25 protein-coding genes are annotated in these 26014 nt (G+C 63.4%); 13 read left to right on the top strand and 12 right to left on the bottom strand.

Going from position 1 to position 26014, the window contains the following annotated elements:
• Nucleotides 1-72: 72 nt before the first annotated feature.
• Nucleotides 73-1092 carry a lipopolysaccharide heptosyltransferase II gene (gene waaF / locus ACN9MZ_RS24980; RefSeq protein ID WP_426339535.1) on the top strand — a complete coding sequence of 340 codons (1020 nt, stop codon included), beginning with the start codon at nt 73-75 and terminating at the stop codon, nt 1090-1092.
• Here the strand turns inward: waaF and ACN9MZ_RS24975 are convergent.
• The gene (locus ACN9MZ_RS24975) at nt 1082-2419 is read right to left on the bottom strand and encodes a hypothetical protein (RefSeq protein WP_426339534.1); all 1338 of its coding nucleotides are present in this window, start codon (nt 2417-2419) and stop codon (nt 1082-1084) included. The two genes, waaF and ACN9MZ_RS24975, sit on opposite strands and share 11 nt — an antisense overlap.
• A complete protein-coding gene (locus tag ACN9MZ_RS24970; protein WP_426339533.1) occupies nt 2416-2766 on the bottom strand; it encodes a hypothetical protein in 351 nt (116 codons plus the stop codon). Before ACN9MZ_RS24970 ends, ACN9MZ_RS24975 begins: the two co-directional genes overlap by 4 nt.
• Nucleotides 2767-2794: 28 nt before the next feature.
• On the opposite strand from ACN9MZ_RS24970, the gene ACN9MZ_RS24965 reads away from it, so the two are divergent.
• From ACN9MZ_RS24965 to ACN9MZ_RS24955, 3 genes are read left to right on the top strand one after another with little or no spacing between them, the layout of a single operon-like run.
• The gene (locus ACN9MZ_RS24965) at nt 2795-4006 is read left to right on the top strand and encodes a YncE family protein (protein ID WP_426339532.1); all 1212 of its coding nucleotides are present in this window, start codon (nt 2795-2797) and stop codon (nt 4004-4006) included.
• 51 nt (nt 4007-4057) lie between these two features.
• Nucleotides 4058-4741, top strand: a complete 684-nt coding sequence (locus ACN9MZ_RS24960; protein ID WP_426339531.1) for an alpha/beta fold hydrolase — start codon at nt 4058-4060, stop codon at nt 4739-4741.
• Nucleotides 4742-4795: 54 nt separating this feature from the next.
• A complete protein-coding gene (locus ACN9MZ_RS24955; protein ID WP_426339530.1) occupies nt 4796-5554 on the top strand; it encodes a hypothetical protein in 759 nt (252 codons plus the stop codon).
• 16 nt (nt 5555-5570) lie between these two features.
• Here ACN9MZ_RS24955 and rng read toward each other — a convergent pair whose 3' ends face one another.
• From rng to ACN9MZ_RS24915, 8 genes are read right to left on the bottom strand one after another with little or no spacing between them, the layout of a single operon-like run.
• Nucleotides 5571-7037 carry a ribonuclease G gene (gene rng, locus ACN9MZ_RS24950; RefSeq protein WP_426319135.1) on the bottom strand — a complete coding sequence of 489 codons (1467 nt, stop codon included), beginning with the start codon at nt 7035-7037 and terminating at the stop codon, nt 5571-5573.
• Entirely contained in the window at nt 7037-7657 is a 621-nt protein-coding gene (locus tag ACN9MZ_RS24945) for a Maf family protein (protein WP_426339529.1), read from the bottom strand. The genes rng and ACN9MZ_RS24945 overlap by 1 nt, the downstream gene beginning before the upstream one ends.
• A 15-nt stretch (nt 7658-7672) precedes the next feature.
• Nucleotides 7673-8143 (bottom strand): 23S rRNA (pseudouridine(1915)-N(3))-methyltransferase RlmH, encoded by a 471-nt coding sequence (gene rlmH / locus ACN9MZ_RS24940; protein ID WP_130310589.1) that lies wholly within the window; start codon nt 8141-8143, stop codon nt 7673-7675.
• 5 nt (nt 8144-8148) lie between these two features.
• Nucleotides 8149-8853: a ribosome silencing factor gene (gene rsfS, locus ACN9MZ_RS24935; RefSeq protein ID WP_426339528.1), complete on the bottom strand. Its 705-nt coding sequence runs from the start codon at nt 8851-8853 to the stop codon at nt 8149-8151.
• 3 nt (nt 8854-8856) lie between these two features.
• Nucleotides 8857-9504, bottom strand: coding sequence for a nicotinate-nucleotide adenylyltransferase (gene nadD / locus ACN9MZ_RS24930; protein WP_426339527.1), 648 nt, complete (start codon nt 9502-9504; stop codon nt 8857-8859).
• Nucleotides 9501-10412 carry an oxygen-dependent coproporphyrinogen oxidase gene (hemF, locus tag ACN9MZ_RS24925; protein WP_426339526.1) on the bottom strand — a complete coding sequence of 304 codons (912 nt, stop codon included), beginning with the start codon at nt 10410-10412 and terminating at the stop codon, nt 9501-9503. Before hemF ends, nadD begins: the two co-directional genes overlap by 4 nt.
• The gene (gene purD / locus ACN9MZ_RS24920; RefSeq protein WP_426339525.1) at nt 10413-11684 is read right to left on the bottom strand and encodes a phosphoribosylamine--glycine ligase; all 1272 of its coding nucleotides are present in this window, start codon (nt 11682-11684) and stop codon (nt 10413-10415) included.
• Between the two features lie 5 nt (nt 11685-11689).
• Nucleotides 11690-12415, bottom strand: coding sequence for a YebC/PmpR family DNA-binding transcriptional regulator (locus ACN9MZ_RS24915; protein ID WP_426339524.1), 726 nt, complete (start codon nt 12413-12415; stop codon nt 11690-11692).
• Nucleotides 12416-12612: 197 nt separating this feature from the next.
• Between ACN9MZ_RS24915 and ACN9MZ_RS24910 the strand changes: the two genes are divergently transcribed.
• The 7 genes from ACN9MZ_RS24910 (at nt 12613) to ACN9MZ_RS24880 (ending at nt 20043) form a co-directional block, all read left to right on the top strand.
• Nucleotides 12613-15108, top strand: coding sequence for an alkaline phosphatase D family protein (locus ACN9MZ_RS24910; protein ID WP_426339523.1), 2496 nt, complete (start codon nt 12613-12615; stop codon nt 15106-15108).
• 108 nt (nt 15109-15216) lie between these two features.
• Nucleotides 15217-16140, top strand: a complete 924-nt coding sequence (locus ACN9MZ_RS24905; protein ID WP_426339522.1) for a DMT family transporter — start codon at nt 15217-15219, stop codon at nt 16138-16140.
• Complete coding sequence (locus tag ACN9MZ_RS24900) at nt 16137-16535, top strand: methylglyoxal synthase (protein ID WP_426339521.1); 399 nt, start codon at nt 16137-16139, stop codon at nt 16533-16535. The genes ACN9MZ_RS24905 and ACN9MZ_RS24900 overlap by 4 nt, the downstream gene beginning before the upstream one ends.
• 65 nt (nt 16536-16600) lie before the next feature.
• On the top strand, nt 16601-18184 hold the full coding sequence (locus ACN9MZ_RS24895; protein ID WP_426339520.1) for an alpha/beta hydrolase family protein: 1584 nt from the start codon (nt 16601-16603) through the stop codon (nt 18182-18184).
• A gap of 11 nt (nt 18185-18195) precedes the next feature.
• Nucleotides 18196-19170: a quinone oxidoreductase family protein gene (locus tag ACN9MZ_RS24890; protein ID WP_426339519.1), complete on the top strand. Its 975-nt coding sequence runs from the start codon at nt 18196-18198 to the stop codon at nt 19168-19170.
• A gap of 7 nt (nt 19171-19177) precedes the next feature.
• Entirely contained in the window at nt 19178-19309 is a 132-nt protein-coding gene (locus ACN9MZ_RS24885) for a hypothetical protein (RefSeq protein WP_426164449.1), read from the top strand.
• A gap of 2 nt (nt 19310-19311) precedes the next feature.
• A complete protein-coding gene (locus ACN9MZ_RS24880) occupies nt 19312-20043 on the top strand; it encodes an alpha/beta hydrolase (protein ID WP_426339518.1) in 732 nt (243 codons plus the stop codon).
• A gap of 137 nt (nt 20044-20180) precedes the next feature.
• On the opposite strand, the gene ACN9MZ_RS24875 is transcribed toward ACN9MZ_RS24880, so the two are convergent.
• Nucleotides 20181-21572, bottom strand: coding sequence for a C13 family peptidase (locus ACN9MZ_RS24875; RefSeq protein WP_426339517.1), 1392 nt, complete (start codon nt 21570-21572; stop codon nt 20181-20183).
• Nucleotides 21559-22197, bottom strand: coding sequence for a DUF4136 domain-containing protein (locus ACN9MZ_RS24870; protein ID WP_426339516.1), 639 nt, complete (start codon nt 22195-22197; stop codon nt 21559-21561). Before ACN9MZ_RS24870 ends, ACN9MZ_RS24875 begins: the two co-directional genes overlap by 14 nt.
• 162 nt (nt 22198-22359) lie before the next feature.
• Between ACN9MZ_RS24870 and pepN the strand changes: the two genes are divergently transcribed.
• A complete protein-coding gene (gene pepN, locus ACN9MZ_RS24865) occupies nt 22360-24975 on the top strand; it encodes an aminopeptidase N (protein WP_426339515.1) in 2616 nt (871 codons plus the stop codon).
• 23 nt (nt 24976-24998) lie between these two features.
• Nucleotides 24999-26006, top strand: coding sequence for a class 1 fructose-bisphosphatase (locus tag ACN9MZ_RS24860; protein WP_426164418.1), 1008 nt, complete (start codon nt 24999-25001; stop codon nt 26004-26006).
• The last annotated feature ends 8 nt before the right edge of the window (nt 26007-26014 follow it).

Genomic DNA, 26014 nt, shown 5'->3' with positions numbered 1-26014 from the left:
GGCGGACGCCAATCCGCCAGTATACCAGTGCCGGATGCACGATTCGAATTGCGCCGGACAGGAGGCTAGCCGGTGAGGACCCTGGTGATTTCTCCCAACTGGATCGGCGATGCCGTGATGGCGCAGCCGCTGCTGCAGCGCCTGAAAGCGCTGCACCCGGATCGCCCGATCGACGTGCTGGCGCCGCCGGCCGTGTCCCCGGTCTGGCGCCAGATGCCGGAAGTGGCCGAAGTGCTGGAAACGCCGTTCCGCCATGGCGCACTGCAGTTGAAGGAGCGCTGGCGCTATGCGCGCCTGCTGCGCCAGCGCGGCTACGCTGACGCCTTTATCCTGCCGAATACCCTGAAGTACGCCCTGATTCCCTGGCTGGCCGGCATTCCGCGCCGCGTCGGCTACAAGGGGGAAAGCCGTTATGGTTTGATCAACGTGATGCACCATGACGACACGCCGCCGAGGCCGATGGTGCCGTTCTACGCCGCCCTGGCCGACGTGCCGGGAGCGCCGCTGCGCAGCGACCTGCCCAAGCCGCGTATGGCCGCCAGCAGCGAGCAAGTGGCCGCTGCCTGCGCCAAGGTCGGCCTGGACCCGGTGCGCCCGCTGGTGGTGTTTGCGCCCGGCGCCGAGTTCGGGGGCGCCAAGCGCTGGCCGCCCGCGCATTTCGGCCAGCTGGCGCAGCATATCCTGGCGCGCGACCCGCAAGCCCAGGTTGCGCTCCTCGGCTCGCCCAAGGATGGCCCAACTTGCGACGAAGTCATTGCTGCAGCCGGCGCTCCCGCCGGTCTGGTCAGCCTGGCCGGCAAGACCAGCCTGTCCGATGCAGTGGCCTTGATCGCACGTTCTGCGGCTGTGGTCAGCAACGACTCCGGGCTGCTGCATGTGGCCTCCGCGCTGAACCGGCCGGTGATCGCCATCTACGGCCCGACCGATCCCGATCACGCGCCGCCATTCTCCGACCTGGCCGCCTCGATCTCGCTGCGACTGGAATGCTCGCCATGTCGCCAGCGCGAATGCCCGCTCGGCCATCAAAACTGCATGCACGGCATCAGTTCTGGCCAAGTGTGGCAAACGCTGGAGCCAATGCTCAGCCGTTGACCACCGGCTGGGCAATGATCCAGAGGCTCAGCAAGGTGTAAGACACCATCAGCGCCAGCATCGGCAACTGACTGCGGCTGGCGCGTGTGCCGAACTGGCGCAAGGCAGTCTGGTGCCCCAGCCAGACCGCCGCCACGTGCCCCGCCACGATGGCGAACAGCGACACGTACCAGACCATGCGCGCATCCACGATGCCTAGCCGGATGAAGTAGAAGCGCGTGCCGAACAGGTCCCACCCCAGGTTGAGCGGATCGGAAGCGAGGGGGATCAGGTATTGCCCCGCCATCGCCAGGAAGGACAGGTAGTGGGCGAAATGGTAGGCGATTGCGATCGGCACCAGCGTCAGCACGTACCAGCCGGCGGTCGTGGCCAGCGAAGCGCCGCCGCCGCACCAGGCGATGGCACGGCATACGGCAAGATAGGCCAGCAGGAACAAGGCCGGCAAGAGACCTAGCGCGGCGGCGCGCAGCAGGACGGGCGGCCATGGCAGGGCGGCTTGCAAATCCAGCCACAGTTGGGTCTCCAGCAGGCCATCAAAACTGACAGAGGCCAGCATCAGCATCACCAGCACGATATGCGACCAGCCCAGCGGCGCGCCGAGCAGCAGTCCGGCGCCGAAAGGCCGCAGTTGCCAGCGGCCGTCCTGCACCTGGTTCGGTGCAAAGCGCGCCAGCAAGCCGAAGACCACAGCAAACACCTCGCCATGCGCCAGCCATGTGCGTCGCCCGAATACGAACATGCCCAGCCAGGAAAGGCAGGAATAAGCCAGCATGGCGGCCGCCAGGCTGGCCGGCTGCTCGCTGCCCTCCCAGTTCAATTCCATGTTCACGAACGCGAGGAACAGCAGGGCGGCCGGCCACACGCCTGCCCACTGGGGCCAGGCCAGCTTGCCGGGCCGGTCGCCCAGCACCCAGCGGTAAAGGGTATCGAGCGGATTGACCAGCGCCCACAGGTCGCCCAGCAAGGCCGATACGAAGGCCATGCCGACCCACCAGATGGCCCAGACCATGGCGGGCGCGATATTCTTGAAGGGGTTCTGCGTGCCGACAAAGCCGGCGCACAGCACGAGAAGGTACAGTGCCAGCACCGCCAGCCGCAGGCTGGTCGCGAGCGCGCCAGCCAGGGGCACTTTTCGAAGCAAAATGAAAGCTTGCCCAACGGGGCGTGGCTGCATATTGCGCTGGCGCGCCAGCAAGAGGAAGGTGACAGCGACAGTGGCCCCGGCGCCTGCCATGAACATCCACAAGGGCAGCGGCAGGTCGAAGCGCTGGCCGAATCCGTGCGCCAGCACAGGCAGGGGAATGGCTGCCAGCAGCCAGCGCTTCATCTGGGAATGACTTCCACGTAAAGCAGCGCCGGCGCGTGGTGGTGCCCCCTGCCATGCGCCGCAAGGGGAAAGCGGCCCGCGGCTTGTGCCTGCAGCTGTAGGCGCCCCGGGATGCCGGGCTTGAGCGACAACATCCGGTCATAGCCATGCAGGTGCAGGTCGAGCGCTGTATCGCTGCGTAATTCGAGCACCAGCGTATCGCCCTGCGGCACGCGCACGGTGGGTGCCGGATTGGCAATGCGCTGCTGCCTGACTTCGAAGCTGGCACTTTGTTGCGCGGACCACACAGGCGTCCCTGCCAACAGCGTTAGCGTTGCAAACAGCCAGTATTGGCGGGGCAGGCGCATATGGAGATTCTAGTCCAGCAGGCGTAATATGCAACGACTGACCCTGCACAAGAAGGAGTGGACCATGCGTATCCGTTTCCTGCTTCCCCTCGCGGTCGCCCTGGGCATCCCCGCCCTGGCCAGCGCCGAAATCCTGGCGATGATGAATTATGAAAGCAAGTCCGCCGAGTCGCTCAAGGCGCTCAAGAATCCCGTGGCGCCGGCGTCACGCAAGGAGGGCATCGCGATTGTCGATGTCGATCCCAACTCCAAGGCCTTCGGCAAGATCGTCAAGGACATCCCGCTGCCGGCCGACTTGGTGGCGCACCACATCTTCTACAACCACGACATGAGCAAGGCCTACATCACGGCGCTGGGCAAGACCGAGCTGCGCGTGATGGACATGAAGTCGAAGGACTATGCCATGACCACCGTCAGCATTCCCGACTGCAGCGTGGGCGAGGATATCGCCTTCTCACCCGACCACAAGCGCTGGTATGTGAGCTGCATGGGCAGCCAGGCCATGGTGGTGGGCGACGCCCATAGCGACAAGGTGCTTTCCACCATCAAGGTGGCGGCGCCATATCCGCATGGGCTGGCCGTTTCCGGTGCGGCAGACCGCATCCTGCTCACGTCGACCGTGCGCGCCTCCGACCTGGGCGACCCGGGGGAAGTGATCAGCGCGGTGGAAGCCAGCACCGGCAAGGTGCTGGGCACCTACAAGGTATCGAGGAAAGCTTCACCCGCAGGCGAAGCGCCGGTCGAAGTCCTGTTCGTGCCGAATGCAAAACCCGCCGTGGCCTACATCACCAATATGTATGGCGGCACGCTGTGGACCGCAAGCTGGAACAAGGACAAGAAGGACTTCGAAGTGGCACAGGTGTACGACTTTGCCGAGGCCAAGGCAGGCGTACCGCTTGAAATCTACTTCAACAAGGCCGCCACGCGCATGTACGTAACCAGTGCGAAGCCGGGCCAACTGCACGTCTTCGACATTTCAGCCAAGGCCGGCGAGCCAAAGCTGCTCAAGTCCATCCCCGCAGCGGAAGGCGCGCACCACGTGGCCTTTACCAAGGACGGCAAATACGCCTTCGTGCAGAATGCCTTGCTCAACCTGCCGGGCATGAGCGATGGTTCGGTCACCGTGGTTGACCTGCAGTCCGGCACCGTCGTTACCAGCATGGACACGCTGAAGAACGCCGGCTTGAACCCGAACAGCATTGTGCTGCTGCCGCAGTGGAATGAGATGATGGGACACTGAACTTGCCCTCGGTGCCGTGCCAGGTGCCGGCACCGGGGGTATACTCGCGGCATGACACCGCTGGTCCTGATTCCCGGCTATATGCTGGACGACGCCTTATGGGATGGCATGCTGCCATTCCTGCCTCCTGAACTCCCGCTGCATTTCGCCAGCCTGGCCGAAGGCGATTCCATTGCTTCCATGGCGCAGGCCGTGCTGGCGAAGTGCCCGTCGCGATTCACCTTGCTCGGTTTCTCGATGGGCGGCTATGTCGCGCGCGAAATCGTCCGTCTCGCGCCCGGCCGCGTGCAGGCGCTGGCGCTGGTCGCCACTTCCAGCCGGGCTGATCTGCCGCTGCAGGTCGAACAGCGTACCAGGGCCGCGCGCGCCACGCCGCTCGGCCCTTTCCGTGGACTGGGCCGCGCCGCCATCGCGCAATCTCTGCATCCCGACAATGCTGCCAACGAAGCGCTGGTGGCGCGGGTGCGCGCGATGGGCGAACGCCTGGGCCGCGAGGTCTTCGTGCGCCAGTCGCTGATTGTGCGCGACGCCGATACAGCCTGCCTGTCCGACATCCAATGTCCGACCCTGGTTGTCGCGGCAGCCGGAGACCAGTTGCGCAGGCCCGAAGAAGCGCGCGAACTGGCCGAGGGCATCCCTGGCGCAAAGCTGGCGACAATCCCCCACGCAGGCCACCTGATTCCGCTCGAGCAGCCGCAGTCGCTGGCAACCGCCATCACCGTGATTTTTCAATAGAAAATTTCCTTAGTATTAACGCTATACTCCGCCAACTTTCACAGGAGGCTAGGTATGCGTACCTTGATGAGCGGAGCGCTGGCGGTGGGGATGATGTTTGCGTCGGTGGCGCAGGCAAGCTGCCATGCAGCGTTGAAACAGCGCCTGCCGCAGGCGGGGACTGTCATTTTTGGCGAGATCCATGGCACGAACGAGATTCCAGCATTCTTCTCCGCCTGCGTCCGTGAGTTCCTCGACCGCGGAGAGACGGTCAAGGTGTTCCTGGAGCTTGATGCCGCGGACACCGACCATACGGCAAAGTACCTGCGTGGCGAAATCGACGAAGCGGCTTTGTTGTCATCACCGCGCTGGCGGGTGCATGATGGGCGAACCAGCCTGGCCATGCTGGAACTGCACCGCGCGCTGAAAGGTGTACCGGTGGTCGGTTTTGTAACGGGAAGGGGAGTTGCAGACAGCAACGCCGCAATGGGCGAAAATTTCCTGCGGCATCGGCTGGAAAACGGATACAACCTGGTCCTGGTAGGAGGAACCCATGCACAGCTGGCGGCTGGGAAGGGCGACAGCTTTACTTCGGTCCCATTCGGCCAATATGTTCAGGCCAGGTCAAACAACGTTCTCAGCTTGAACGCGCGCTACACTGGGGGCGAGGCATGGGCTTGCGCGCCGTATTGCGATGCCAATCCGCTCGACGGCAATGAACCGGACGGCGCCACGCCGGCCAAACGCATCGGCTTCGAGGACAAAGACCGCCGCTTCAACGGCTACTTCAGTGTTGGCAGAGTCACCGCATCGCCGCCGGCAGTCGAGAAGTAATTGGCGTAAGTCTTCGTCACATCAGGATAACGTCGTACTGCTCCTGATGGTAGCTGGTCTCGACCTGCAGCGAAATCTTCTTGCCAATGAAGTCGCCCAGCATCGCCAGATGCTGCGATTCTTCTTCCAGGAACAGGTCGACCACTTCCTGCGAGGCGAGGATGCGGAATTCGCGCGGGTTGAACTGCTTGGCTTCGCGCAGCAGCTCGCGCAGGATTTCGTAGCAGATGGTGCGCGAGGTCTTGACCTGGCCCTTGCCTTCGCAAGCAGGGCAGGGCTCGCACAGGATGTGGGCCAGCGATTCGCGCGTGCGCTTGCGCGTCATCTCTACCAGCCCTAGCGCGGAGAAGCCTGACACCGAGACCTTGGTGCGATCGCGCGCCAGGGCTTTCTTCAGTTCCGCGAGCACGGCGTTTCGGTGCTCGTTGTTCTCCATGTCGATGAAGTCGAGGATGATGATGCCGCCCAGGTTGCGCAGGCGCAGCTGGCGCGCGATGGCGTGCGCCGCTTCCAGGTTGGTCTTGAAGATGGTGTCGGCAAAATTGCGGCCGCCGACGAAGCCGCCGGTGTTGACGTCGATGGTCGTCATGGCCTCGGTCTGGTCGACGATCAGGTAGCCGCCCGACTTGAGGTCGACGCGGCGGCCCAGGGCGCGGTGGATTTCCTCTTCCACGCCGTACAGGTCGAACAGCGGGCGCTCGCCGGTGTAGTGCTGCAAACGCGACAGGACCGACGGCGTGTAGACGCGGCCGAACTCCGTCAGCGACAGGAAGTTTTCGCGCGAATCGACCTGGATGGTGGCCGTCTCGTCATGCACGAAGTCGCGCAGCACACGCTGCGCCAGGCTCAAGTCCTGGTGCAGCAGGGAAGTCGGCGGACGGGTGCGCGCGCCATGGCAGATCGCGCCCCAGGTCTTGCGCAGGTATTCGATGTCGGCTTGCAGGTCGCTGTCCGAGGCGTCTTCGGCCTGGGTACGCACGATGTAGCCGCCTTTTTCGTCTTCCGGCAGCAGGCCTTGCATGCGCGCGCGCAGGGCTTCTCGGTCGGATTCCTTTTCGATCTTCTGCGAGATGCCGATATGGCCGTCCTGCGGCAGGTAGACCAGCATGCGGCCGGCAATCGAGATCTGGGTCGACAGCCGTGCGCCCTTGGTGCCGATCGGGTCCTTGATGACCTGCACGGTCAGTACCTGGCCGTCGAACAGCAGTTTCTCGATCGGGGTCGGGGTGGCGTTCTGGGCGCCGTCATGCGGGCGGGCTTCCCAGATATCGGCCACGTGCAGGAAGGCTGCACGTTCCAGGCCGATGTCGATGAAGGCCGACTGCATGCCGGGCAGCACGCGCACCACTTTGCCGGAGTAGACATTGCCCGCCAGGCCGCGCGTCAGGGTGCGCTCGATATGCAGTTCCTGCACGGCGCCCTGCACGATGAGGGCGACGCGGGTTTCCTGGGGGGTGATATTAATGAGGATATCTTCGTTCATCAGGGGAGTTTCAATCCTGCCTGGCGCAACAGTTGCGCCGTTTCGTACAGCGGCAGGCCCATGATGCCGGAGTGGCTGCCTTCGATGTGTTCAACGAACAGGGCGGCCAGGCCCTGGATGCCATAGCCGCCGGCCTTGTCGTAAGGCTCGGTGGTGGCACAGTAAGTCTTGATCTCGGCATCCGTCAGCTTGCCGAAGCGGACGTCGGAGACCTGGGTGATATGGCCGGAAAAGTCTTGCGAATGCACGGCCACCGAGGTCAAGACCTGATGGGTACGGCCCGACAGCTTGTGCAGCATGTCGGTGGCTTCGCGCACATTGGCCGGCTTGCCGAGGATTTCGCCGTCGATGGTGACGGTGGTGTCGGCCGCCAGGATGGGGCGCAGGATCAGGCGGCGGCGCTGGATCATGTCCCAGGCGAAATCGGCCTTTTCCTGGGCCACGCGGCCGACATAGGCCAGCGGCTCCTCGCCGGCATGGACATCTTCACTGACATCCGGCCCGCGCGGGCCGTCATTACGCAGCAGGAGCAACTCAAAGTCCACGCCGATCTGGCGCAGCAATTCGCGCCGGCGAGGACTCTTGGAAGCCAGGTAGATCTTTTTTTCGGCCAGTTTCATCGTATGCCTTAGGGTTTAGACACGATGATAAGGGTGGTTTTGCGTTATTGTCCACGCCCTGTACAACTGTTCGGCCAGCATGACGCGTACCATGCCATGCGGGAGGGTCAGGCTGGACAGGCGAATCATGCCTTCCGCCTTGGCCTTCAGCCCCGGATCGAGGCCGTCGGCGCCGCCGATCAGGAAGGCCGTATCGCGGCCATCCTGCTGCCAGGCTTCCAGCTGCTGGGACAGGCCCACGCTGGTCAGGTCCTTGCCGCGTTCATCGAGGGCGATGATGCGCACCGATTTCGGCAAGGCCGCTTCGATACGCTCCCTTTCCAGAGCCATGGCGGTGGCGGCGGTCTTGCTGCCGGAACGCTCGACGGGCTTGATTTCCTTCAGCACGATGCGCAATTCCGGTGGCATGCGTTTCACGTATTCGGTGAAGCCGCTTTCGATCCAGGCCGGCATTTTATGGCCGACCGCAGCGATGATCAGCTGCACTGGGCTTACTCAGCCGCAGGCTTTTTGATGCGTTTGATGACGGTCTTGGCCGGCGCTGCGGCTGCAGCGGCGGCTTTCTTCTCCTTGGCGGCCTTGGCGGATGCCTCGGCGGTCTTGGTGGAAGCGACCTTCACTTTCTTGCCTTCCGGGGCCACGACCTTCGGCGCGGCCTTCTTGGCGGCGGCTTTCTTGGCCACGGCGCCGGCAGCGGCGGTTGCCTTCACGGTGCCTGGCTTCTTGGCCGCTGGTTTCTTTTCGACCACGGCTTCGGCGGCTTTGGCAGCCTTGGTGGCAGCCAGGTGGCCGGACTTCTTCGGCGCAGCCTCTTTTTCAGCGGCAGCCTTGCCTTCGGTGGTGGACTTGCGCTTGGCGGCGCCCAGTTTCACCGGCTTTTCGCCCCAGATTTCTTCCAGGCGGTAGTAAGCGCGGATCGGCGCCTGCATGATGTGGACAATCATGTCGCCCAGGTCCACCAGCACCCATTCGCCGGTATCTTCACCCTCGATGCCGATCACGTCGCCGCCGGCTTCCTTGACCTTGTCGCGCACCGAGGCAGCCAGTGCCTTGGTCTGGCGGTTGGAAGTACCGGAAGCGATGGCGATGCGGTCGAAGAGGCTGGTCAAGCCGGTGGTGTCGAACAGGACGATTTCCTGGCCCTTGACGTCTTCCAGGGCGTCCACGACGATGGATTGCAGTTTTTTGATATCCATTATTTAGTTCTTATACAAATTATGTTGTTCAATATAGTCTAGCACTACCGGTGGCAGAAGCGAGTTCGCCCCATCCCCCCGTTGTAATGCAGCACGAATGGCAGTGGCCGAGATGTCGACGGCTACATCAGCCGCCAGCATGGTCATGCCCGCCGGGGTGTTCCTGACCTGATCCGGCGTGGCCAGGCGGCGCTGGAATTCAGCTGCCACCTCGGCCGGCACGTGGGCGTCGTCCAGCTCGAAGCCGGGCCTGGCCGCCACGCAGAAGTGGGCCAGGTCGAACAGGTTGCGCCATTCGTGCCAGGTATTCAGTCGCTGCAGCTGGTCGGCGCCCATCAGGAAGGCCAGCGACACATCGGGCCCCACGTCGGCGCGGATTGCCCGCAGCGTTTCGATCGTATACGTGGCGCTGCCGCGCGCCAGTTCCTGCCAGTCGATCGTGACCGGGCAGGGCAGACCTTGGAAGGCCAAAGTCAGCATGTCCACCCGCTGCTGCGGCGTCGCCACCAGCGCGCCCTTTTGCCAGGGCAGGGCTGGAATGACGAGCAGTGCATCGGCGTTCAGCAGCTGGACAAATTGCTTGCCAAGCGCGACGTGGCCGTTGTGCACCGGATCGAAACTGCCTCCCAGCAGTGCGATGCAGCGTTTCACTCGGCCAGCCAGTCGCGGTGCGGGAGGAAGTCGGTGTACAGCGCCGCTTCCGCGCTGCCGTCTTCCGGATGCCAGTCGTAGCGCCATTTGACGACCGGCGGCATGGACATCAGGATCGCTTCCGTGCGGCCGCCGGACTGCAGGCCGAACAGGGTGCCGCGGTCGAACACCAGGTTGAATTCGACGTAACGTCCGCGGCGGTAGGCCTGGAAGTCGCGTTCGCGTTCACCGTAGGGCGTGTCCTTGCGGGCTTTCACGATCGGCAGGTAGGCGGCCAGGAATGCGTCGCCTACGCTGCGGGTCATTTCAAAACTCTTCTCGAAGCCGAGTGCGTTGAAGTCATCGAAGAAGATGCCGCCGACACCGCGCGCTTCCTTGCGGTGCTTCAGGTAGAAGTACTCGTCGCACCATTTCTTGAACTTCGGGTGCAGGTCGTCGCCGAAGGGCTGCAGCGCGTCGCGGCAGGTCGCATGGAAATGCCTGGCGTCTTCCTTGTTGCCGTAGTAGGGCGTCAGGTCCATGCCGCCGCCGAACCACCAGACCGGCTTGCCGTCGGCGGTACTGGTGCTGAAGAAGCGCACGTTCATGTGCACGGTCGGCGCGTAGGGGTTGCGCGGGTGCAGCACCAGGCTGACGCCCATGGCTTCCCATGGCTGGCCGCCCAGCTCCGGGCGGTGCGCCGAGGCCGATGGCGGCAGCTTGGCTCCGGTCACGTGGCTGAAATTGCAGCCGCCGCGCTCGAATACGTTGCCTTCTTCGATCAGGCGCGAGATGCCGCCGCCGCCTTCCGGGCGTTCCCACGCATCGCGCAGGAATGGCTTGCCGTCCACATCCTCCAGGGCGGAGATGATGCGGTCTTGCAGGCCAAGCAGCCAGGCTTTGACTTCTTGTGGGTTGGGGGCGGTCATTTAGTGCTTCAAGCCCCGCCAGCCGATATCGCGGCGGAACTGCACGCCTTCGAAGCCGATCTTGTCGACCGCTTCGTAAGCCTGCTTCTGCGCCATTTTCACGTTGTCGCCCAGGCCCACCACGCACAGCACGCGGCCGCCGGAGGTGATCAGCTTGCCCTCCGTGTCATCGGTGGTGCCGGCGTGGAAAGTGACCGAATCCGGCGTTTCAGCCGGAATGCCGTGGATATGGTCGCCCTTGCGCGGCGCGTCAGGGTAGCCGGCGGCTGCCAGCACCACGCCAACGGCGGTGCGGCGGTCCCATTCCAGTTCCACCTGGTCCAGGCTGCCGTTGACGGCGTGTTCCATCACGCCCAGCAGGTCGGTCTTCAGGCGCGTCATGATCGGCTGGGTTTCCGGATCGCCCATGCGGCAGTTGAATTCCAGCGTTTTCGGGTTGCCGGCGGCGTCGATCATCAGGCCCGCGTACAGGAAGCCGGTGAACTGGATGCCGTCTTTCGCCATGCCCTGGATGGTAGGCATGATGATCTCGCGCATCACGCGCGCATGCATGGCCGGGGTCACGATCGGGGCAGGGGAGTAGGCGCCCATGCCGCCGGTGTTCGGGCCCTGGTCGTTGTCCATCAGGCGCTTGTGGTCTTGCGAAGTGGCCAGCGGCAGTACGTTCTTGCCGTCGCACATGACGATGAAGGAAGCTTCTTCGCCGGCCAGGAATTCCTCGATCACGATGCGCGCGCCGGCGTCGCCGAAGGCGTTATCGGACAACATGTGGTCGACCGCGCCATGCGCTTCTTCCAGCGTCATGGCAACCACCACGCCCTTGCCGGCGGCCAGGCCGTCGGCCTTGATCACGATCGGCGCGCCGACTTTGTCGATAAAGGCGTGGGCGGCCTTGGCATCGGCGAAGGTCTCGTATTCGGCGGTCGGGATGCCGTGGCGCTTCATGAAGGCCTTGGCGAAGTCCTTGGACGACTCGAGCTGCGCAGCCTCTTTGGTCGGGCCAAAGATTTTCAGGCCGCGCGCGCGGAACAGGTTGACGATGCCGGCAGCCAGCGGCACTTCCGGGCCGACCACGGTCAGGCCGATGTGCTCTTGCTCGACGAAATCGGCCAGCGCGTTCAGGTCGGTGATCGGCACGTTTTCCAGGCGCACGTCGCGTGCGGTGCCGCCATTGCCAGGCGCAACATAGACCATCTGTACGCGTTCCGACTGCGCCAGTTTCCAAGCCAAAGCGTGTTCACGGCCACCCGAGCCGACTACCAGGATCTTCATAAGGTTTATTCTTCGATGACAGCGTTGGTATAGATTTCCTGGACGTCATCCAGGTTTTCCAGTGCGTCCAGCAGCTTTTGCATCTTGGCCGCGTCTTCACCGGTAAATACGGTCTCGGTGGCTGGCTTCATGATCACTTCCGCCACTTCGGCCTTGAAGCCAGCCGCTTCCAGCGCATCCTTCACGCCGGCAAAATCGTGCGGCCCGCACAGCACTTCGATGCCGCCTTCTTCGTCGGTCAGAATGTCTTCGGCGCCGGCTTCCAGCGCAGCGTCCATCAGCTTGGCTTCGTCGGTGCCCGGTGCGAACAGGAACTGGCCGGTGTGCTGGAACATGAAGGCCACGGAGCCTTCGGTGCCCATATTGCCGCCGTATTTGTTGAAGGCATGGCGCACTTCAGCCACGGTACGCACGCGGTTGTCGGTCATGCAGTCCACGATGATGGCCGCGCCGCCGATGCCGTAGCCTTCGTAGCGCACTTCTTCATAGTTGGCGCCGTCGCCGCCGCCGGTGCCGCGCGTAATGGCGCGGTTCACGTTGTCCTTCGGCATATTGGCGTCAGCGGCCTTGTCGACTGCCAGGCGCAGGCGCGGATTGGAGTTCAGGTCGCCGCCGCCCATGCGTGCCGCCACCGTGATTTCCTTGATCAGGCGCGTCCAGATTTTGCCGCGTTTCGCGTCCGTTGCAGCCTTTTTATGCTTAATATTGGCCCATTTGCTGTGTCCAGCCATGTTCAATCTTCCTTAGACGGTATGCAATCGAGGGCGACATTCTAGCATACCGGTATCTCCCGGAAATTGTCGCGCCGGCGCGACCAAAACTGCATCCGCAACCCTTGCGGGCGTGTTTAGTAGCTTTCCTCGAGGGCATTTCATCGGCTTGTAAAGTTACCATCGTAAAACAACAACTTTTATATTGAAGGAGACTTATGGATCGTCGGCAATTTATCAAATTGGGCGGCTTCATTACCGTATCGGCTGCCACCAGCGGCCTGGTAGGCTGCGGCGGCAGCGATTACACCCCGCCGGCACCCGGCTTGCCGCCCGCTACCGGCGCCAACTGGAAGTTCCCGCAAAGCGTAGCCTCCGGCGACCCGCGCGCCGACAGCATCATGCTGTGGACCCGCGTGGTGCCTACTTCCCTCGACGACGTGGCCACCGTCACCGTCAAGAGCGGCGTAACGGTGCGCGTGCAGGTCTCCGCGGCCGACAATACGGCATCCCTGGGCGGCAACAAGGCGCTCGAAGGCACGATGGTGGTCGATGCCCAGATCGAGCTGAATGCCGATTTCGATAATACGATCCGCCACAAGGTGACCGGCCTGCAGCCGAATACCGTTTACTTTTACCAGTTCACAGCCGGCGACGTGCGTTCCAACGTGGCTCGCTTCAAGACCGCGCCGGCAGCCGATGCCAGCGTGTCTCAACTGCAGTTCGCCTACCTGACTTGCCAGGACTGGAGCATCAACCACTGGGGCGCCCTGGATCATATTGCCAAAAATGAAAAACTGGACTTCATCGTCCACCTCGGCGACTACATTTACGAGACTGTGGGCGAGGCTTTCCAGGTGGGCTCGGTCGAATCCCGCCATGGCGCACTGACCCTGCCGGACGGCACTTTCAAGAATGGCAGTTCGGGTGCGAAATACGCGACCACCCTGGCCGACTACCGCTACCTGTACAAGAAATACCGTACTGACACCCGCCTGCAGGCCGTGCACGAGCGCTTCGCCTTCATCGCGATCTGGGATGACCACGAGTTCAGCGACGATTCCTGGGGCGATACCCAGACCTACTCGGAAGGCGAAAAGCACGACACCAACCGCCGCCGCAGCGCCAACCAGGCCTGGTTCGAGTTCATGCCGGCCGACGTCACGCTGGACAGCGCGGCCACCGGCTTCCAGAACATCAAGATCTACCGTGATTTCCAGTTCGGTAAATTGATGCAACTGGTGATGACCGACGAGCGCCTGTACCGCGCCGACCACGTGGTGCCGGAGCAGATGGCCAATCCGGCTACAGGCCAGCCGCTGGGCAGTATCGGCGCGCGCTACCTGGTGGCGCAGGACCTGTACAGCGCCGCCGAAGCGCAGAAAGTGGCTGCCGTAGGCGGCTCCGATCCATTGGCCGCCATCAGCATGCTGGGCGCCACCCAGCGCGACTGGTGGAAGAACACCATGAAGGCTGCCACCTCGACCTGGAAACTGTGGGGCAATGAAGTCTCGCTGCTGCGCATGGGCCTGAGTGGCACTGACGCCATCGCCACCCTGGTGGCGTTGCAGGCGGTCGCCAAGCTGGCGACTGACATCGGCACCACGGCTGCTACCTCGACCGGCGGCAATGTGCCGGTTGCCAGCGCGATTGTCGGCGCCATGACCGCCGGTGCTTCGGTTTCGGTGGCTGCTGCGGCCGCGACTGCGATCGCCACTGCCGCGGCCGCAGGCGGCGACACCAGCGCGCGCCTGACGGCTGCCGTCGGCGCCGGGCTGAACTCGACCCAGGCCAGCGTGGCAGTGCTGGCATTCGGCCAGGCGGAAAACGCGGCCAAGGCGGGCGGCAACGCCGTTGCCCAGGCGACCGCAGCCGCGCAAGGCATCGCGATCGGCTACATTAAGCCGGATGTGCAGGCCAAGGGCGCAGCATCGGTGTTTGTGGTTGCATCGGGCCAGGCCGCCGCGCTGGCGCCTTATTTCCGCAAGTTCCTGATCAACTGCGACCAGTGGGACGGCTATAACGCCGAACGCAAGGCCCTGATGGCGCACCTGAAGACCAACAGCATCGGCAACGTGGTGGCGCTGACCGGCGACATCCATTCCTTCTTCGCCGGCACAGTGAATGACGATTACGACGCGGCGGGCGGCGGCACGCCGGTGATGGTGGACCTGGTGTCGGCCGGCGTCAGCTCCGATTCCTTCTTCACCTACCTGCGCGAAGCGTCGGCGAGCCTTGGCAGCCTGGACACGCTGGTCTCCCTGCCGCTGTCGGTGCCGGTGCCGAACGTCGGTACCATCGCGCTGAACGTCAACCTGCTGGACTACACGATGGGCAAGGTGTCGCCGACCGCCGATTCCCTGGCGACTTCGCTGATGATCCAGTTGCGCGGCGCGCTTGGCGCGAAAGGCGTGCCGGAAGCCGTCCTGGACGCCACCATGGATGCCGTGCTGTCGGCCATCAAGGCCGACTCCAACTTCGCCACCCTGGTCGGCCTGGCGCAGCAGCTGTCCAGCCTGAACAGCAACCCATGGCTGCGTCACGTGAACACCGATGCGCAGGGCTTTACCGTGGTGACCCTGACCCCGGGCTCGCTGGTGGCCCAGTTCAAGCAGGTGAACAAGCTGGTTGGCGGCAATGCGCCCGCGACCGTGATCGCCAAGGTCACGACCGCCACCGTCGCCGCTGGCCAGGCGGCCGTAGTCGTGTCTTAAACACGGTCAAAACCGGCACAACGGTGCCCGACCCGCAAGGGCAGGCACTGTCTTACCGGCTTTGGCGGGCCGCCAGCAAGCCTGGCGGCTTGCCGCTACAATGGTGGCATGGAAATAGCCACATCGGAACCGCAGGGCAAACGCGCCGCCTACCTGGGAGGGTTGGCGATTGCTATCGGCGGCGCCGTCCTGTTTTCCACCAAGGCCATCGTGGCCAAGCTGTTGTACCGCTACCACCTCGACGCGGTCACGGTGATCGCCTTCCGCATGCTGTTCTCGCTGCCTGTCTTCGCCGCCATCGCGCTGTGGAAGATGCGCACCGATCCGCCTTTGCGCCGCGCCGATGCCTGGCGCCTGATCGGCCTGGGCCTGGTTGGCTACTATCTGTCGTCCTATCTCGACTTCCTTGGCCTGCAATACATTACCGTTGGCCTTGAACGCCTGATCCTGTTCCTGACGCCGACCTTCGTGCTGCTGGGTTCCGCGCTATGGCTGAAGAAGCACATCGGCCGCGGCCAGTGGCTTTCGTTGCTCACTGCCTACGCCGGCATTGTGCTGGTATTCTTCCACGACCTGCGCGATGGCGGCAGCAACGTGGCCCTCGGCTCGCTGCTGGTGCTGGGTTCCGCACTGGCATACGCGCTGTACCTGCTGGGGTCCGGCGAAATGGTCAAGCGCCTGGGCTCGCTGCGCCTGGTGTCGTATGCCATGTGCGTGTCGAGCGCCGCCTGCATCGGCCAGTTCTTTATCCTGCGGCCTGCTGGACTGCTGGTGCAGCCGATGGAGGTGTACGGCCTGTCGCTGGTGAACGGCATCCTGTGCACGGTGATGCCGGTATTTATGACCATGGTCGCCGTGCAGCGCATCGGCGCCGGTCCCGCTTCGCTGGCAGGTATGATCGGTCCTGTTTCCACCCTGTTCTTTGGCGCCGTCATCCTGTCCGAACCCGTCACCAGCTGGCAACTGGCGGGAACGGCCCTGGTGCTGGCCGGTATCTATCTGCTGTCGAAAGTGAAAGGTAAAGAGAAATGACGCCCCGCATTGCCCTGATTGCCCACGACAAGAAAAAAGACGACATGATCGCGCTGGCCCGCGAGTACGCTGCCTTCCTGCGTACCTGCAAGCTGTGCGCGACCGGTACCACGGGCGGCCGCCTGATTGCAGAAGTGGGCCTGACAGTGGAACGCAAGCACTCCGGCCCGCTGGGCGGCGACCTGCAGATCGGCGCCCTGCTGGTAGATGGCCATATCGATGCCATCATCTTCCTGCGCGACCCGATGACGCCACAGCCGCACGAGCCGGATATCAATGCACTGGTGCGTGCCTGCGACGTGCACAACGTTGCTTGCGCTACCAACATGGCAAGCGCCCACCTGGTGCTGTCCCAACTGCAGGCTGATGCCGCCAAATCGCAGCCTGTCGCATGATTCTTGGCCGGCGCCGCGCGCGCTGGCAATGTAGCGCCCTCATTACAAGATCGAGGAGAGTCTGCATGAAATCCATCCTTGGCGCGATCGCCGCCATTGCTGCCGCATCGGCCACGTTCGCTGCGCATGCCGCAGCGCCTGCGCTGGCCGGGCATTGGGTCGGTACCTATGGCGTCGGGAGCGACGTCAATTTCCTGCGGCCGCACTTTGGCGCGGATGGCAAAGCCACTGTCGACATTCCCGCCTTTGAGAAAAAAGGGTTACCGCTGGACGCCGTCGCGCAGCAGGGCAAGCAGGTGCGCTTCAACCTTCCCGGCCCGGACGGGGTCCTGCAATTTGACGGCAAGCTGCAAGGCGACCTGTTGGCCGGTAAAGTGAGCCTGAACGGAAAGGCGGGCAAATTTGCTTTCCGCCGCACCCTGGCCGATGATCCAGCCCGTCACCAGCCGCTGCTGGGCGCCTACGAATTCGCTGGCAAGCGCATCGTCGTGCTGTCGGAATGGGGCGACTTCCCGCAAATGTTCTACACCGATATGAGCACGGGCCGCTACGCTTCCATGTTCGTCGAAAGCGAGAACGTGTATTACGCCGGCGCCGGCAACCTGAATCCCGCGGTGCGCGAAACGACGATGCGCTTCGAGGGCAGCCAGATGATCTGGCAGCAGGCCGGCAAGAAGGAAGCCGGCCGGCGCCTGCAATTCCGTTCGGAAGAAGTCACGTTCAGGAATGGCGACGTTACCCTGTCCGGCACCCTAGTGCTGCCGGAAGGGAAGGGGCCGTTCCCGGCCATCGTGCTGACGCAGATGTCGAGCCCCGCACCGCGCGGCGCCTATGCGCTGCAAGCCTACTACTTCGCGGCCCACGGCATGGCCGCGCTGATGTACGACAAGCGCGGCGTCGGAAAATCCACCGGTGAATTCAACAAGGCCACCATGGAGCAGTTGGCCGACGATGCCATCGCAGGCATCGAGCTGCTCGGCAAGCGCAGCGACATCAAGGCCGATGCCATCGGCACCTGGGGCCACAGCCAGGGCGGCTGGCTGGCGCCACTGGCGGCGGTACGTTCGCAAAAGGTCGCCTTCGTGATTGCCCAAGCCGCATCGGCCGTGCCGCCTGCCGAGCAGGAGGTGTACCGCATCGAGAACTCGCTGCGTGCGCAAGGCTTCAGCGAAGACGAAGTGAAGGCTGGCGCCGCCTACCAGGAAAAGCTGATGCGCTGGGTCACCAGCCGCGGCGCCAATCGCGCCGAATTGCTGGCCGCGGCGCGCGCCGGCGAGAAGGCGCGCTGGGCCAGCCAGGTCGAAATCGTGCCGGATACCTTGAAAGAGATGCCGAGCGAGACCAGCGCGGCCTTTTACAGCTACGATCCGCTGCCGGACCTGAAAAAGCTGAAGGCGCCTGTGGTGTACATCCTGGGCGAGAAAGACGCTTTCGTACCCGTGCATAAGAGCGCCGAACTGTTCCGGCAAACGCTCGATGCGAGCGGCCACAAGGACCACCAGGTCTGGATGCTGCCGCGTGCCGCGCACGGTTTGTGGGAAACCGAGATCGACGGCGGCAGCGCTTATATCAACTCCACGCATTGGGCGCGCGAACACTATCCACGCATGACACAATGGCTGCGCGAGCGCGGCTTTATCACACACTAGAGGAGTATTGAATGGTCAAGGCGATACGCATGTCCCGCACCGGCGGGCCGGAAGTGATGGAATACGTCGATGCCGAAGTCGGGGCGCCCGGCCCTGGCGAAGCGACGGTGCGGCACGAGGCGATCGGCCTGAACTTTATCGATGTGTACTTCCGCAGCGGCCTGTATCCACAGCCGCTGCCGGGCGGGCTCGGACAGGAAGGCGCCGGCGTGGTGGAGGCGGTGGGAGAGGGCGTAAGCCATGTGCGCGTGGGCGACCGGGTGGCCTATGCCGGCCGTCCGAATGGCGCCTACGCGCAGGCGCGCAACATGCCCGCCGGCCTGCTGGTAAAGCTGCCCGATTCTATCGGCAGCGATACCGCGGCCGCGATGATGCTGCAGGGGATGACGGTGCAATACCTGTTCCACAGCGCGGCGCCGCTCAAGGCGGGCGACACTATCCTGTTCCACGCGGCGGCCGGAGGCGTGGGCCTGATCGCTTGCCAGTGGGCGCGTGCCCTTGGCGTGAACCTGATCGGCACCGCCGGCTCGGACGAAAAGGTGGCGCTGGCGCTGCAACATGGCGCCGCCCACGCAATCAACTACAACACGGAAAACTTCACCGAGCGGGTACGCGAGATCACTGGCGGCAAAGGCGTGTCCACGGTGTTCGATTCGATCGGCAAGGATACTTTTATCGGTTCGCTCGATTGCCTGCGCCCGCGCGGCATGATGGTCAGTTTCGGCAATGCGTCCGGGCCGGTGGCCAACTTTTCGCTGGGCGAACTGGCATCGCGCGGCTCCCTGTTCCTGACACGGCCAGCGCTGGGCAATTACACGGCGACGCGTGCGGACCTCGAGGCTTGCGCGCAGTCGTTGTTCGACGTGGTGGCGCGTGGCGACGTGAAGATCGAAATCAAGCAGCGGTATAATCTGGCCGACGTGGGACAGGCGCACCGCGACCTTGAGGCGCGCCGCACCACCGGCTCCACCATCCTCTTGCCTTGATATCGCTATGACCGACCAGAACCGCCCAGCCGACGACGACGACGGCACCCCGAAATTTGGACGCTTGCTGATTGTCCTGCTGAGTGCTGTGGCCCTGATCGGTCTCATTACCTTCGCCAGCGAAGCCTATTACCGCTGACCATGCGCATTGTGCTGTCGCTGCTTCTCCTGGTGCTGGCGCTGTACCTCGCAGTATGCGCGCTGGTGTTTTTTCGCCAGCGCAGCATGATCTACTATCCGCAGGCGTTTGAAGGCGGCACCGTGCTGGCTTTGGACGGCGGCGCGCGCGTCGGCGTCACGCTGCACGAGCAGCAAGGCCCATCCGCCGTGATCTACTTCGGCGGCAATGCCGAGGCGGTGGGGTATAGCCTGCCGGAGCTGCAGGCTGCATTTCCCGGCCAGTCACTGTATTTGATGCACTACCGCGGCTACGGCGCCACGCCGGGCGAGCCGACCGAGGTCGACCTGTTCGCCGATGCGCAGGCGCTATACGAGCATGTCCGCGCGCAGCACCCGCGAGTGACGCTGGTCGGGCGCAGCCTGGGCAGCGGCATCGCCACCCGTCTGGCCAGTGTCAAAGCCGTAGAGCGCCTGGTGCTGGTCACGCCGTACGACAGCATGGCCGCTGCCGCTTCCCACCATTTCCCCTGGCTTCCTGTGCGCCTGCTGTTGCGTGACCGTTACGACTCGGCCAGTTACGCGCCCAACATCAACGCCCCCACCACCATCCTCGCCGCCGAGCGCGACGAAGTCATCCCCCGTGCCAGCAGCGAAGCGCTGTACCGCAGCTTCCGCACGGGCCTCGCAACTTTCCACGTCGTTCCCGGCGTGGGCCACAACGATATTTCCCTCCGCGCGTTGCCTTGGCATTGAACTTTCCTGGACATGTATTGTCTTGTTGCAGCCTTGCACAATTTGATGGACAGTTACCCTGATCTACGAGATCAGCGGCGGCTATACGGGGCAATGGCCAGCCTGACAGCGGCCGTCTATTTCATAGCTCGATACGTTCACTGGAACGTTGCCAACTTGGCGCGGATGGCGGCGCCGACGGAAATCTGCGGATTGGAATACCCGTCATCCTTGCCCGCCTCGACTTCGCGTTTGCGGATTACTTCGCGCGCAGCGGCGTGGGCTTGTTCGAAGGACCGCGTATGGCTACGCAGCTGTTCGTCGAACATGGCGCGGCCGAAGAAGGTCAGTTCCGACTTGTAGCCGCAGCCGTAGGAAGTGTGGTCGGCATCGGCCGCCGTCAGCACCATGGTCGCATCGTCCTTCAGCGAAGGAATCCAGCTGCCCGAGAAGCAGGCTGACACCGCAATCACGCGATGCCTGATGCCCGCCTCATCGAGCCACTTGCGCAGCATGGACGGCGTCAGCTCGGTCAGTTCGAACGGCCAGAAATCGGCCGCCAGCTGGCCTTCGCGCGCGCCATGCGACGTCAGGTAGATGAACAGCACATCTTCATTCCTGTCCATGGTGCGCGCAACACTGTGGATCGCCTTCTGCAGGTTGACGGTGGTGGCCCAGGGCAGTTGTTCGGCAGTCTGGAAATGGTTCACCAATTGGAGCGTGCGGCCGGCAGTGTCGAAGCGCTGCGACATCACGTCCGCCACCATCTGGCTCTCGCGGCGGAACACTTCGTCGCCATAGGGCGCGAAAGTCAGCGCATACATATCGACCTTGCCCGGGCGCTGCGGCGCCAGCGCCGCCAGTTGGCGCGACAGCAGCACCGGCTGCGACTCCATCAATTCCGCAGTCAGCTTCAGGTAGCGCGAAGAGTCCTCGTTGCCGGCTTCCTGCTTTTTCGGGTACCAGAAGTCGGGCTGCTGCGTGGCCACGCCCAGCGCCACCACGCCCGCCATCATGCCCGCCATGAGCGCCAGCGGCCAGCGCCGTCCGCGCCCGCCACGCGCCAGCAGCACCAGTTGCGACAGGATCATCAGGGTGACCGGAATCGCCCACACGATCCACGCGCCCCATTTTCCAAGATGGCGCACCGACCAGGCCTCCGACTCGCCGTACAGCATGGCGGTAAAGCACAGGTCAACAAACAGTTCCAGCCACACGGTCTGCGCCAGCAGCAGGGTGGTAAGCCGTGCCAGGTCCGGCGCCGCCCCGGGACGCACGCTCGGCCCGGTGCCGCGCGCCATCAGGGCATAGAAGGGCAGCAGGGCAAATGGCAGCCAGCCGTAGGCGATGGCTTTCCAGTAAAAGAGCGCCGGCCCGTGGATGTACAGGCGCTGGAAAGCCACTGACAGCGCCAGCACCAGCAGCACCAGGACCGCTACGACGCCGGGACCGGTGGCAAGGCCTTCCCAGCGCGGAGAACGGAAAAAGGCGGTGGATGCGCCTTCACGCAGCCACCGCCCGATGGATTTGACGGCGTTATTGGAGCTCAAGATCTATGCGCTTGGCCTTTCCGCTTTCGCCCGGGAAGCCGGTGAAGGCGCTTTGCACCAGGGCGGGCATGACCAGCGGCGTCGATTGCTTGCGGCTGGTGTTCTGCACCGTTACGTCATACAGCTTCTTGCCCTGCAGGTTGTTGATGGTGACGCGCAGGTTGCGGTCGTAGTTATGCTGGATGGTTTCGCGGAATTCCATCGGGCCCCACATCCACGGATCGTAGTATGGGCGGTAGAAACCGTAGTAGCGATAACGGTAAGGGTAGTAGCCCCAGCGCGGGTAATAGCCCCATGGGCCGGGACCATACATCCACGGGTCGGTCGCCGTCAGGACCTTGACCGGGCGGTCGATGGTGCTGAACTGCATGCCGACGCGCAGCTTGGCGTCCTTGGTGCTGGCGGCCTGGCTGAAGCCCAGCTTGGCCAGTTCACCGCTGACCAGGTTCTGGTAGCTGCGGTACTCCAGCGTATCCTCGCCCGGCGATGGCGTTTCGAAGGTATACGATTTGTCCTGCATGTCGCTCGGCCACTCGTGGAACACCGTGACGTTGCTGTGCAGGGTAGTGGCACAGCCGCTCAGCAACAAACTGGTGGCCGCCACCAACATGGCTAGCGCTTTCATGGCAACACTCCTTTTATACTCATAGGCCAGTTTAATCCGGCAACATGCGTTTCACCTAATTATTACAGAATGTTACCCCCGCGGGGAGAGCGGAAAAGAATCGGGCGTGCCCCGCTTCCGGTATTGGTAAAATAGCCTTCTTTGTCCTCGCTCGCCCAAACCATGCGTACCGACAGCCCGCAAACGATCTATCGTAAAGACTACACCCCGCCCAGCTACCTGGTGGAGACCGTGGAACTGGGCTTCGACCTCGATCCCGCCTGCACCATTGTCGCCAACCGCGTGCAACTGCGCCATAACCCGGACAGCAAGAGCCACGACCTGGTGCTGCACGGCGAAGCCATTGAGCTGATCGCCTTGCGCATGAACGGGGTTGTGCTGAACCCAAACCAGTACATAATTGGCAACAATACCCTGACCATCCGTAACGCGCCGGTCAATGTGCTGCTGGAGATCGAAACCACCTGCGCTCCGGTTGAAAACACCACGCTTTCGGGCCTGTACACCTCCGGCAGCGGTTTCTACACCCAGTGCGAGGCCGAAGGCTTCCGCCGCATCACCTATTTCCCGGACCGTCCGGACGTGATGGCGCGCTACACCGTGATGCTGCGCGCGGACAAGGAGCAATATCCGGTCCTTCTCTCCAACGGCAATCTGCTGGAAGAGGGCGAGCTCGGTGACGGCCGCCACTATGCCAAGTGGGAAGACCCGTTCAAGAAGCCGTCCTACCTGTTCGCCCTGGTGGCAGCGCGCCTGGTATGCCAGGAAGAGAAATTCAAGCTGAAGTCGGGCCGCGAAGTGCTGCTGCAGGTGTGGGTGGAAGAGGGCAACCTCGATAAGACCGACTACGCCATGCAGTCGCTGAAAAATTCCATCCGCTGGGACGAGGAGCGCTGGGGCCTGGAGCTGGACCTGGACCGCTTCATGATTGTCGCCGTGAGCGACTTCAACATGGGCGCGATGGAAAACAAGGGGCTGAATATCTTCAACACGAAGTTCGTGCTGGCCAACCCGCGCACCGCAACCGACATCGACTACTCCGGCATTGAGGCGGTGGTGGGCCACGAGTACTTCCACAACTGGACCGGCAACCGCGTGACGTGCCGCGACTGGTTCCAGCTGTCGCTGAAGGAAGGCCTGACGGTGTTCCGCGACCAGGAATTCAGCGCCGACATGATCGGCACCGACAGTGGCCGCGCCGTGACCCGCATCGACCAGGTGCGTACGCTGCGCCAGGCCCAGTTCCCGGAAGACGCCGGCCCGATGGCGCACCCGGTGCGTCCCGATTCCTTCGTCGAAATCAACAACTTCTACACGGTGACCGTGTACGAGAAGGGCGCCGAAGTGGTGCGCATGTACCAGACCTTGCTGGGCCGTGAAGGCTTCCGCAAGGGCATGGACCTATATTTCGAACGCCATGACGGCCAGGCCGTGCAGTGCGACGACTTCCGCGCCGCGATGGCCGACGCCAACAAGCGCGACCTGAAGCAATTCGAACGCTGGTACAGCCAGGCCGGCACGCCGGTGGTGAGCGCCATTGGCCATCACGATGGCGCCAAACAAGTGTATGAACTTAGGTTGCGCCAATCCTGCCCGGCCACCCCGGGCCAGGACGACAAGCTGCCGTTCCACATCCCCGTAGCCGTGGGCCTGCTCGGCCGCGATGGCAAGGACCTGATTCCGACCCGCGTGCTGGAGCTGACCGAGGCCGAACAGACCTTCCGCTTCGAAGGCATTGCCGAGGCGCCGGTGCCGTCCATCCTGCGTGATTTTTCTGCGCCGGTCGTGCTGGAGTACCCGTACACCGACGATGAACTGCTGCACCTGTTCCGCTACGACAGCGACCCGGTGAACCGCTGGGAAGCCGGCCAGCGCCTGGCCATGGAACGCCTGCTGTCGCTGACGCAGGCGGTGCTGGACGACAAACCGCTCAAGCTGGACGACACCTACATCGGCGCCTTGCGTGCGGTCCTGACCGACAAGGAGCTGGATGCCGCCTTCCGCGAGCAGTGCCTGATCCTGCCGTCGGAGACGATCATCGCCGAGCAGATGGAAGTGGTGCACCCGCAAGCAATCCACAGCGCGCGCCAGTTCGTACGACACGCCATCGGTACTGCTTTGCATGCGGAGCTGCTGCAGGTGTATGCAGACAATGCAACGCCAGGCGCCTACAGCCCGGACGCCATCTCGGCCGGGAAGCGCGGCCTGAAAAACGTGGCGCTGGCCTACCTGCTGGTGCAGCCGAACGCAGAAGCGGCCAAGCTGGCCGGCGAGCAGTTCGCTGCCGCCACCAATATGACCGACCGCGCCGCCGCCCTGTCCGCCCTGATCCACAGCGGCGCCGACGCCGGCAAGCAGCTGGACGCCTTCTACAAGGACTTCAAAGCCGAAGCGCTGGTGGTGGACAAGTGGTTCGCCATGCAAGGCTCCGCCCCGCACACCAATGTGGCCAAAGTGCGCGAACTGATGAAACATCCGGCCTTCACGCTGAAGAACCCGAACCGCGCGCGCAGCCTGCTGTTCAGCTTCTGCAACCAGAATCCATCGCAATTCCACGCCGCCGATGGCAGCGCCTACGAATTCTGGGCCGAACACGTGATCAAGCTCGACGCCCTGAACCCGCAAGTCGCCGCACGCCTGGCACGCAGCATGGACCGTTGGCGCCGTTACGCGCCGGCGCTGCAAGTCCATATGCGGCACGCGCTGGAAAAAGTCGCCGCCACCACCCCCTTGTCGAATGATGTGATGGAAGTGGTCAGCAAAGCACTCGCAAACTAATTAAGCACAAACCTAGGGAAACAATGAAACGTATCAGCCTGACCCAATACCTCGTTGAAGAACAACGCCAGCACCACTCCATTCCGGCCGAACTGCGCCTCCTGATCGAGGTGGTGGGCCGCGCCTGCAAAACCATTTCCCACAGCGTCGGCAAGGGCGCACTTGGCGAAGTGCTGGGCGCGCTGGAATCGGAAAACGTGCAGGGCGAAGTCCAGAAGAAGCTGGATGTGATCTCCAACGAGATCCTGCTGGAAGCGAACGAATGGGGCGGCCACCTGGCAGCGATGGCTTCGGAAGAAATGGAAGACATCCACCCGATCCCTAACCGTTACCCGAAAGGCGAATACCTGCTGGTGTTCGACCCGCTGGACGGCTCCTCCAATATCGATGTCAACGTATCGATCGGTACCATCTTCTCCGTGCTGAAAGCGCCGGAAGGCATGACCGAGCCGACCGAACAGGACTTCCTGCAGCCAGGCGCCAAGCAAGTGGCCGCCGGCTACGCCCTGTACGGCCCGCAGACCCTGCTGGTGCTCACCACCGGCAATGGGGTGAACTGCTTCACCCTGGACCGCGAGATGGGTTCGTGGGTGCTGACCCAGCGCAATATGCAGATTCCTGCCAAGACCAAGGAATTCGCGATCAACTCGTCCAACCAGCGCCACTGGCACGCGCCGGTGCAGCGCTACATCGGCGAACTGCTGGCAGGCACCACCGGTCCGCGCGGCACCGATTTCAATATGCGCTGGATCGCCTCCATGGTGGCCGACGTGCACCGTATCCTGAACCGCGGCGGCATCTTCATGTACCCGGCTGACCTGAAAGATCCAAGCAAGCCAGGCCGCCTGCGCCTGATGTACGAAGCGAACCCCATGTCCTTCATCGTCGAACAGGCCGGCGGCATGGCCACCGACGGCAAGCGCCGCATCCTCGACATCCAGCCTGAGAAGCTGCACCAGCGCGTGCCGGTCTTCCTCGGCTCCCGCGACGAAGTGGCACTGGTCACCAGCTATCACCAGGAAGGCGTGTAATTTTTGCA

This window comes from Pseudoduganella sp. S-14, from assembly GCF_049913285.1.
In the GTDB taxonomy this organism is placed as follows: domain Bacteria; phylum Pseudomonadota; class Gammaproteobacteria; order Burkholderiales; family Burkholderiaceae_D; genus Rugamonas.
Note: the sequence above shows the minus strand (reverse complement) of the source record. Positions and strands in the feature narration are given on the sequence as shown.